Raw genomic sequence first — 1,185 nt, 5'->3', positions numbered from 1 at the left:
ACCTCGAACACCCCCGCCGCACCCATGCCGCCGCCGATGCACATCGTCACCACGACCTTCTTCGCGCCGCGGCGCTTGCCCTCGATCAGCGCATGGCCGGTCAGCCGCTGGCCGCTCACGCCGTAGGGGTGGCCCACCGCGATGGCGCCGCCGTTCACGTTCAACCGGTCGCCGGGAATGCCCAGCTTGTCGCGGCAGTAGATCACCTGCACCGCGAACGCCTCGTTGAGCTCCCACAGGTCGATGTCGCCGATCTTCAGGCCCAGGCGCTTGAGCACCTTGGGGATCGCGAACACCGGGCCGATGCCCATCTCGTCGGGCTCGCAGCCCGCGACCGCGAAGCCGAGGAAGCGGCCCAGGGGCTTCAGGCCCTTCTTCTCGGCATAGCTCTCCTCCATCACCACGCAGGCGCCGCCGCCGTCGGAGAACTGGCTGGCGTTGCCCGCAGAGATCAGGCCGCCGGGCATGGCTGGGCGAATGCCGCTGATGCCTTCCTTGGTGGTGCCGGGGCGGATGCCCTCGTCGTTCTCCACCGTCACTTCCTTGGTGCGCAGGCCCAGCACCGGGTCGGCCACGCCGGCCAGCACGGTGATGGGGGCGATCTCGTCCTTGAACAGGCCCTTCTCCAGCGCGGCAGCGGCCTTCTGCTGGCTGGCTGCGCCGTACTCGTCCATGGCGTCGCGCCCGATGTCGTAGCGCTTGGCCACCTGCTCGGCGGTCTGCAGCATGTTCCAGTAGATCTCCGGCTTGTGCTTGACCAGCCAGGGGTCGGCCAGCATGTGCTTGTTCATCTCGTTCTGCACGCACGAGATGCTCTCCACGCCGCCGGCCACGTAGACCTCGCCCTCGCCCGCGATGATGCGCTGCGCGGCGCTGGCGATGGTCTGCAGGCCCGAGGAGCAGAAGCGGTTGATGGTCATGCCCGAGGTGGTGATGGGCAGGCCGGCGCGCAGGGCGATCTGCCGCGCGATGTTGGCGCCGGTGGCGCCCTCGGGGTTGGCGCAGCCCATGATGACGTCGTCGACCTCCGCGGCGTCGATGCCGGCGCGCGCCACGGCGTGCTGCACGGCATGGCCGCCGAGCGTGGCGCCGTGCGTCATGTTGAAGGCGCCCTTCCAGCTCTTGGCGAGCGGCGTGCGGGCGGTGGAGACGATGACGGCGCGGGTCATGGTGAGGTCCTTTGCA

At 69.5% G+C, this 1,185-nt stretch carries 1 protein-coding gene; it reads right to left on the bottom strand.

The features are described 5' to 3' along the window. Positions 1–1,169, bottom strand: a 1,169-nt coding sequence (locus tag APY03_RS09980) for an acetyl-CoA C-acyltransferase (RefSeq protein WP_068676346.1), incomplete at its 3' end; no start/stop codon positions are given. Positions 1,170–1,185: the final 16 nt, after the last annotated feature.

It is taken from the genome of Variovorax sp. WDL1, from assembly GCF_001541225.1.
Classification (GTDB): Bacteria; Pseudomonadota; Gammaproteobacteria; order Burkholderiales; family Burkholderiaceae_C; genus Variovorax.
This window is presented reverse-complemented; position numbering and strand designations above follow the sequence as displayed.